Genomic DNA, 7,481 nt, shown 5'->3' on the forward strand with positions numbered 1-7,481 from the left:
AAGAATTGCTGGTTTACTTTAACTATATTCTGTTCAATTTTCAAAGACCATTTACTCCGTCGCCCTCAAGCGACTTCCTTATCTTATCATTTCTTTAATTTTATGTCAACAACTTTTTTTTCAAAAGTTTTTTTGACATTTATCATCGATATGATAAGTATCATTCGCTTCTGCAATCAACTCATTTGTTTGATTTGTCATCAGCGACGTGTTTTATCTTAACACTATTTATTTATTATAATTTTCATTTTTTCATTATTTTATTCAAATAATTCTAATTTTATATGCTTTTTCTTTCTTTTTCTTTATTTTTCTACTATTGATATACTAGGTAACGTTTGTGCTATAATTATCTAAAATTTATAACTTATTGATTAAAATATACTTACATAGAGGTGATTAAAATGAAACAAATATTAAAAAATGATTGGAATGAACTTTTAAAAGATGAATTTTCAAAAGAATATTATTTAACTTTGAGAGAATTTTTAAAAAATGAATATAATACAAAAACAATATATCCTGATAAATATGATATATTTAATGCCTTACATTATACTTCTTATGAAGATGTGAAAGTTGTTATTCTAGGTCAAGATCCCTATCATGGACCTAATCAAGCCCATGGATTAAGTTTTTCTGTAAATCCAGGTGTAAGAATCCCTCCCTCATTATTAAATATATATAAAGAACTTAACTCAGATTTAGGATGCTATATTCCTAATAATGGCTATTTAAAAAAATGGGCTGATCAAGGCGTACTTTTATTAAATACTTCACTTACAGTAAGAGCTGGAGAGGCTAATTCTCATAAAAATAAAGGTTGGGAAATTTTCACGGATAAAATAATATCTTTAGTTAATGAAAAAGATGATCCTGTTGTTTTTTTACTATGGGGAAATAATGCTATTAGTAAGAAAAAATTAATAACTAATGATAAACATCTAATTCTCTCTTCAGTACACCCTAGCCCATTATCTGCCTCAAGAGGTTTCTTTGGAAGTAAACCATTTTCAAAAATTAATCAATTTCTTATATCTGTTAATAAAAAACCTATTGATTGGCAAATAGAAAATATATAAATAAAAAGTTAGATCATTTTTATAATGAATCTAACTTTTTCATCTTAATCTATTTCAGCAACTTTGTTTTTTATGTGACTTTGCTTTTCTATAATAAGAATATACAAATGATAATATAATACCAATAACTCCACCTGCTGCAAATCCAAGTATTATATCTTGTAGTAGCATTCCAATAATTGTTCCTATACCAACTCCACTTGCTATTCCTTTAGTTAAATATTCATAATCCTTATCTGAAAGCATTATCTTTTCTACCATCTGCATATCCTCCTTATTCTTTATAATTAAATTATATAATTAAATTATTAAATATATCTTAATTTAAACTTAACAATAAATGAATTTACTATAAATTTATTTTACTCTTTATAACATTTTATGTAAAGAGTTATTTTATACTTTTTATAGCATTCTACAAAAACTTATTAAATAATTAATTATATCCTTTTATTTTTGTATTTATTCTTAAATTTATGAGAATAAAAAAAAAGCAACTTACTATATTAGTAAGTTACTTACCTGGTGGCTCGACCAGGAATCGAACCAGGGACACGAGGATTTTCAGTCCTCTGCTCTACCGACTGAGCTATCGAGCCTTAACAACTTTAATATACAATATTTTTTATATTATGTCAAATACTTTTTACTAAATAAACTATAAGTATATTTTTTAGTAGTAATTTTTTATAACCCTCTAAATATAAATATATTATATAACAATTATTCTGGAGGTAACTTTGAAATACATTATATTTTTAGTATTAATATTAATTATTATATTTATGTATTTTTATTATGAAAATAAGCTAAATGTAGCCAAAGATCGGATACGAAGAACTACTTCTCAATTTAATAGTATTAGAAATGAATATAGAAATTCTATTGCAAAAACAAAATATCTCGATGTTCAATTTATTCGACCATCAATAACAACCGCAATAGCAAATAATGAATCTATTATATTTCTAGCACCAACCACTGATTCACCAAAACTTAAAACATTGAATGTTAAGATGGAGGTTAAAATATTGGATAGTGCCATTGTAAGCAACGAAACTTGGTTTTATGTAAGTTTACCTATTGATACTCCTTATAACTGTCGCGGGTGGATTAATAAAAATGATTTTTCTTTTATTTGCCCTACATCTCAAGACATATCAACTAATTTCAAATAATAAAAAGTCTATGTAATTTAAAAGCTATTAATAGTCATTCATTACATAGACTCTTATTATATATTACATAATTAAACTTATAATAAATCTAATAATCGGCACTCTCAACATAAATATTAAATAAAGTATTATAATAAAGCTAAACTGAATATTAAATATTTTCTCATCACTATTGCAATATCTTACACTCATCTCTTCTTTATCTATTATTCCTCTTCTAATATTCAAATCTGCTAATTTTTTAAGTATAAAAAAAGCTACTATTCCAAAAGCTAATGCTATTACACCATATGTGCCAGCCATTGCTAATTTTTCTCCAATCGGTAAACTTTTTATACTTATTTCTGAAGCTTGTTCCATTACTGAATCACTTTGTGGAAATAAGCTTATTACTTTTTGTATAGTTATTGACGTTCCGTTAATCAAAAAATGAATTAATGAAGAAGCAAATATTGTATTTGTTATTCTAACAACTAAAGCTAGCACAACACCTAAAACTGTTGCATATAAAAACTGTTGTGGATCTAAATGCATTATTCCAAATAATAATCCTGTTATCATTGAAGACAAATATATATTTTTATTTTTATATCCCGATAATACTACTCCACGTATAGTTATTTCTTCCGTTATCGCAGGTAACACTGCTACTAAAAGCAACAAGATAATATACGGTGAATTAACTATTTCTGTCATAAAGTTACCTATTTCATTTTCAAAAAAGAATTGTGATATTAAAGAAAAAAATGTCATTATAGGTTGGCATACAAATGCAAGCAATATAATTAAAAGTGCATCTTTAAAATATAGCTTGTTTAATTTTAATACATCCTTTGGTGATTGCTTAGTAACTATTAAATATATTATCGCTGGAACGATAAATGTAATTGTATGACTTATAAAAAGCATTAACCTAACATCTGTTATATTGAATAAACTGAATATTTTTGATACAGGCAAAAACAGCTGTAATAATATAATTATTAAAAAGTATGTATTGGCCCTAGCAACCTTTTTCATAAATTTCTCCTTTTACTAAAAATTTTATTTACTTAATGTATATTAAATTTAAATGATGACAATAATATAAATGAAGTTTTAAACTTCATAGTTAATCGCCTCTCCCCCATTTTATTTATATACAAAAATAATCCCTTTAATGTATTAGATAATATTATTGGGATTATTTTTCGTTATCTAAATTATCTATAATTATTATCTTTAAGTTCTTTTATCATCATATTAATTGCATAATTTGTGGCTAAATTTCTTATTTCATTTCTATTTCCATCAAAATTACATTTATCAACTTTTGTCTTTCCATTCAAATGTACAGCTATATAAACTAAACCTACAGGTTTTTCTTTAGTTCCACCACCTGGACCAGCTATCCCAGTTGTTGCAATTGATGCATTTGATGAACTTTCCTTAGCAATCCCTTCAGCCATCTCTCTTGCTGTTTCTTCACTTACTGCACCATATTTCTCTAAAGTATCCTTTTTTACTCCAAGCCTTTTAATTTTTGCTTCATTTGAATAAGTAACTGCCCCTTCTAAGAATGAACTAGATATTCCTGCATATGATATTAATTTTGCTGCAACTAATCCACCAGTACAAGATTCTGCTGTAGATATAGTTAAATTATTATTACATAAAATATTTCCTATAATATTTTCTATAGAACTTTCATTATTACCCTGTATATTCATTTAACTCACCTCAAAATAATTTCTAACTACAATTATAAACCATTATTTTCTACATTTACATAAATATTTTTTAAATAAAAATCTCTAAAGCTAAGCACTTTAGAGATTTTTACTTATATTTATTGGCACTAATATAATAATCCCCTAAATTATTTATTCCCTCTTCTAATATAGAAAAATTACTTTCTTTTAACATGGAGGTAATAATATTTACATGTTGCCTATTTGACTGATCTACTGTTATAGTAAAATTATCATTTTTATCTACTATCCCCATATAATCATAGATATCACTATATTCACTAAGTCCTAGTTTCCCTCTAATATCCATTTTATAGTCTGGCATTGCTTTACCCTCCTATTACTTCTCTCATACCCCATATTATTATATATAATATCTCTTAACTGTCCTTATTTTATGCATCTTTTATCAATTTTATTCTACATATTTTATTTTTTATAAAAATAAGCCATATCGATTTTGATATGGCCTATAAATATTTTCTTTTGCTATGCTTCTGCCCTCATTTTTTTTGTTTCATCTAAAATCTTATTTACCTCATTTGCAGGTACTTCATCATATCTTAAAAATTCACTTGTAAAGACTCCTCTTGCTTGTGTCATAGATCTTAAGTCTGTTGCATAAGTAAACATTTCGCTCATAGGTACTTCTGCATATATTTTTTGTGCTCTTCCTTCTGGTTCCATTCCTATTACTCTACCTCTTCTCTTATTAATATCTCCCATTACATCTCCCATATAATTATCAGGTACTAATATTTGAACACTCATAATTGGCTCAAGTAAAATAGGTTGAGCTGCTTCTAATCCCTTTTTATATGCTATTGATGCCGCTACCTTAAATGCCATCTCTGAAGAATCAACTGGATGATAAGAACCATCATATAATGTTGCCTTAAGTCCTATTACTGGATATCCAGCTAAAACCCCATTAGATATACAATCTCTTAATCCCTTTTCAACTGCAGGTATAAAGTTTCTAGGAACAGCTCCTCCTACCACCTTATCTACAAATTCTAAATCTAATTCCCCATCTTGTCTTGGTTCAAATTTAATCTTTACATCACCATATTGCCCATGTCCACCTGATTGTTTCTTATGTTTTCCTTGTACATCTGAACTACCTTTAATAGTTTCTCTATAAGGTACCTTTGGTTCTTGTAATACTACATCTGCCCCAAATTTACTCTTAATTCTATTAGCTATTACTTCAAGGTGTGTTTCTCCTAATCCCCAAATTATAGTTTCTGCATTTTCAACATCTCGTTCAACCTTAAATACAGGATCTTCTTCCATCAACTTTGATAATGATAGAGATATCTTCTCTTCATCTCCCTTAGACTTTGGTAATATAGCCATAGGCATTACTGCATTCGGTAAGTTAATTTTATCATACATAATTTTTAACTTATCACTACATAATGTATCTCCAGTTGCTGTATATTGTAATTTTGCTACTGCCCCTATATCTCCAGCTGAAATAACTTGTGTAGGAATTTGATTTTTACCTTTCATAAAGAATAAATGGTTTAGTTTTTCCTGCTTATCTTTATTAGTATTTAATGCAGTCATTTCTCCACTTATCTTTCCAGTCATTACTCTAAACAATGATATTTTGCCTACAAATGGATCAGCAATAGTCTTAAAAACAAAAGCAGAAAATGGTTTATCATCATCAATATTTATGAAAACCTCTTCATCGTTACTTAAATTAATTGCCTTTTGTGGAAGTGAGTGCTCTGGTGATGGAAAACATTTAATTATACTATTAATCATTGATTTAATCCCAATCATCTTTATAGCGCTACCACATAAAACTGGTGCTATATCACCATTAGCACAACCCTTTATTAATCCATTATATATATCTTCATCACATAATTCACCATCATTTAAATACTTATCTAATAGTTCTTCATCTGTTTCAGCAACAGCTTCCATTACCATTTGCTTGCATTCTTCAACTTTATCTTTTAAATCCTCTGGAATTTCTGAAGTCTCCATTTTTGAAGTTTTAGCATTATATACTAATGCTGTCTTTGAAATTACATTTATAATTCCATTAAAATCACTTTCTTTTCCTATTGGATATTGAATAGGAACAACACTAGTTCCAAACATTTCTTTCATTTGATCTAAAACTTTATCAAAATTAGCATTTTCTCTATCCATCTTATTAACAAAAAATGCTCTTGGCAATTTAATCTTTTCACAATAGTCCCATGCTTTTTCAGTACCTACTTGAATACCAGATGCTGCACATACTACGATAGTTGCTATATCAACAGCTCTCATTCCTTGAGCCATTTCTCCCTGAAAATCAAAGTATCCTGGCATATCAACTATATTAATCTTAACGTTACTGTCTTCAAATGAAGCCACTGATGTAGATAATGATATTTTTCTTTTTTTCTCTTCTTGTTCATAATCCATTACAGTAGTACCATCTTCAACTTTTCCAAGTCTATCTATATTATTTGTATAAAATAATAATGATTCGGCTAGAGATGTCTTTCCTGTTGCTCCATGTCCTATTAATCCTACATTCCTAAGGTTTTTATAATTATATTCTTTCATAATTTATTGATAATACTATAATGTAGTATTATCCCTCACCCACCTTTCTTTATATAGATTGATTAATTGTCACTTTTATTGTCTATTATTATTTAAAGTTATACTTAATCTTTATGAATTTAATCAACTAAATAGTACATATTTCATATTCTTCTATTCTCTTTAAGCTTCTAGCAATTACTTAAAATTATTATAGTAACTTTTAAATTTGACATATTAACATATTTTTTCTTATTGTTATCTATATTTAGTTAAATAGGTGTAATCTTTTTTATTTATATTCAAATGGTTTTTAATAATTGTATTTTTATAAACTTATAAAAAAAGGATTATTGCAATTATTTAGCAACAATCCCTGATGAACTATTTTTATTCTTTTTTTTATTTTTAAATCTGCACAATAGCCAATCTATAAAACAGCCAAATAATCCGCCTGAAAAATCAATAATTACATCTCTTAAAGCCATTGCTCGTCCAGGTATAAAATACTGATGAACTTCATCTGTAATTGCATATCCCAATACTATAGCTAAAGAATACATTCTTGCTTTCTTTGTTTCAATATAATTTTTAAATACTGAAACTGCTAACCAATACAATATAAAATACTCCGTGAAATGTGCTGCCTTTCTGACAATAAATGATGCTATTGAACCTAAAGCACTATTTAAATCAATCCCTATAAACGCAAGAATATTTATAAATAAATCACTTTGCTTATTAGATATATCCGCTGGTTGATTGGACATTGCAAATATTAATATCATCCAAGCTATTAATAATATCCAATTCATTATTATTCCTTTGTTTTTCATATTTTCTCCCTATTATATTTTACGATCTGTTAAGTTATATGAACATTGCTCTTCTCAACCTAAGGAAATACAATAAGTTTGCGAGACTAAATAATACCC

8 protein-coding genes and 1 tRNA gene are annotated in these 7,481 nt (G+C 27.2%); 2 read left to right on the forward strand and 7 right to left on the reverse strand.

Annotated features, from left to right (window positions below; genetic code table 11):
* Positions 1-404: 404 nt before the first annotated feature.
* Positions 405-1,082, forward strand: coding sequence for a uracil-DNA glycosylase (locus tag ABUA17_RS18035; protein ID WP_042402861.1), 678 nt, complete (start codon positions 405-407; stop codon positions 1,080-1,082).
* A gap of 54 nt (positions 1,083-1,136) precedes the next feature.
* Here the strand turns inward: ABUA17_RS18035 and ABUA17_RS18040 are convergent, their stop codons facing one another.
* Together ABUA17_RS18040 and ABUA17_RS18045 are read right to left on the reverse strand one after the other, a co-directional pair.
* Positions 1,137-1,343, reverse strand: a complete 207-nt coding sequence (locus ABUA17_RS18040; RefSeq protein ID WP_042402863.1) for a hypothetical protein — start codon at positions 1,341-1,343, stop codon at positions 1,137-1,139.
* 262 nt (positions 1,344-1,605) lie between these two features.
* Positions 1,606-1,681: transfer RNA gene (locus tag ABUA17_RS18045), tRNA-Phe, on the reverse strand.
* Positions 1,682-1,822: 141 nt separating this feature from the next.
* Between ABUA17_RS18045 and ABUA17_RS18050 the strand changes: the two genes are divergently transcribed.
* Positions 1,823-2,260 carry an SH3 domain-containing protein gene (locus ABUA17_RS18050; RefSeq protein WP_242858810.1) on the forward strand — a complete coding sequence of 146 codons (438 nt, stop codon included), beginning with the start codon at positions 1,823-1,825 and terminating at the stop codon, positions 2,258-2,260.
* A 63-nt stretch (positions 2,261-2,323) separates the two neighbouring features.
* Here the strand turns inward: ABUA17_RS18050 and ABUA17_RS18055 are convergent, their stop codons facing one another.
* The 5 genes from ABUA17_RS18055 to ABUA17_RS18075 form a co-directional block, all read right to left on the reverse strand.
* Positions 2,324-3,280 (reverse strand): CPBP family intramembrane glutamic endopeptidase, encoded by a 957-nt coding sequence (locus ABUA17_RS18055; protein ID WP_042402865.1) that lies wholly within the window; start codon positions 3,278-3,280, stop codon positions 2,324-2,326.
* Between the two features lie 182 nt (positions 3,281-3,462).
* Complete coding sequence (locus ABUA17_RS18060; RefSeq protein ID WP_042402868.1) at positions 3,463-3,969, reverse strand: CinA family protein; 507 nt, start codon at positions 3,967-3,969, stop codon at positions 3,463-3,465.
* 109 nt (positions 3,970-4,078) lie between these two features.
* Entirely contained in the window at positions 4,079-4,315 is a 237-nt protein-coding gene (locus ABUA17_RS18065; protein ID WP_042402871.1) for a hypothetical protein, read from the reverse strand.
* 164 nt (positions 4,316-4,479) lie between these two features.
* Positions 4,480-6,567 (reverse strand): elongation factor G, encoded by a 2,088-nt coding sequence (gene fusA / locus ABUA17_RS18070; RefSeq protein WP_195951861.1) that lies wholly within the window; start codon positions 6,565-6,567, stop codon positions 4,480-4,482.
* Between the two features lie 338 nt (positions 6,568-6,905).
* Entirely contained in the window at positions 6,906-7,382 is a 477-nt protein-coding gene (locus ABUA17_RS18075) for a VanZ family protein (RefSeq protein WP_042402877.1), read from the reverse strand.
* Positions 7,383-7,481: the final 99 nt, after the last annotated feature.

The organism is Clostridium sp. RTP31139st1_H3_RTP31139_211217, assembly GCF_040227035.1.
In the GTDB taxonomy this organism is placed as follows: Bacteria; Bacillota; Clostridia; order Clostridiales; family Clostridiaceae; genus Clostridium; species Clostridium saudiense.

Coding starts and splice junctions, on each gene's coding strand:
- ABUA17_RS18035 (WP_042402861.1), top strand. CDS start 405: ATGAAACAAATATTAAAAAATGATTGGAATGAACTTTTAAAAGATGAA.
- ABUA17_RS18040 (WP_042402863.1), bottom strand. CDS start 1,343: ATGGTAGAAAAGATAATGCTTTCAGATAAGGATTATGAATATTTAACT.
- ABUA17_RS18055 (WP_042402865.1), bottom strand. CDS start 3,280: ATGAAAAAGGTTGCTAGGGCCAATACATACTTTTTAATAATTATATTA.
- ABUA17_RS18060 (WP_042402868.1), bottom strand. CDS start 3,969: ATGAATATACAGGGTAATAATGAAAGTTCTATAGAAAATATTATAGGA.
- ABUA17_RS18065 (WP_042402871.1), bottom strand. CDS start 4,315: ATGCCAGACTATAAAATGGATATTAGAGGGAAACTAGGACTTAGTGAA.
- fusA (WP_195951861.1), bottom strand. CDS start 6,567: ATGAAAGAATATAATTATAAAAACCTTAGGAATGTAGGATTAATAGGA.
- ABUA17_RS18075 (WP_042402877.1), bottom strand. CDS start 7,382: ATGAAAAACAAAGGAATAATAATGAATTGGATATTATTAATAGCTTGG.